General features: G+C 66.0%; 1 protein-coding gene. It reads right to left on the bottom strand.

The annotated features are described in order from the left end of the window. Positions 1–447: condensation domain-containing protein (locus tag IF17_RS01000000136920; RefSeq protein WP_032773171.1), on the bottom strand; the 447-nt coding region annotated here is incomplete at both ends.

Below are 447 nucleotides of genomic sequence, written 5' to 3'. Positions count from 1 at the left end.
CCACCGACTGCAACGCCAACACCGCCTGCACCAACGGCGACGTCGACAAATCCCGCCCAACCCCCAACCCATCCACCAACTGCCGGAACGACACCCCAGTCAGTTCGTGCGCGCGGAGGAACTCGGCGCGGACCTGCTGCACGAGTCCGCGCAGGGTTGACCCACCGGCATCGACCGGGATCGGCAGGAGGTCAAGGAAGTTACCGATCACTCCTTCGAGTTCGTGGCTGTTTCGGTTGGTCGAAGGGGTGCCGAGGATGAGTCGGTCCTGCCCTGCCGCACGCCCCAGCACCAACGCATACGCCGCCGCCAACACCGTGAACAGCGTGGTGCTCTCCTCCCGAGCCACCCGCCGCAAACCCGCCAGCACACCCTCACCGACCGAGAACCCCACCCGGTCACCCTCATACGACTTCACCACCGGACGCGGACGATCCACCGGAATCT

The organism is Streptomyces cyaneofuscatus (assembly GCF_000718135.1).
Classification (GTDB): domain Bacteria; phylum Actinomycetota; class Actinomycetes; order Streptomycetales; family Streptomycetaceae; genus Streptomyces; species Streptomyces cyaneofuscatus.
The sequence above is the reverse complement of the archived record's forward strand: the minus strand, read 5'-3'. Positions and strand labels throughout refer to the sequence as shown.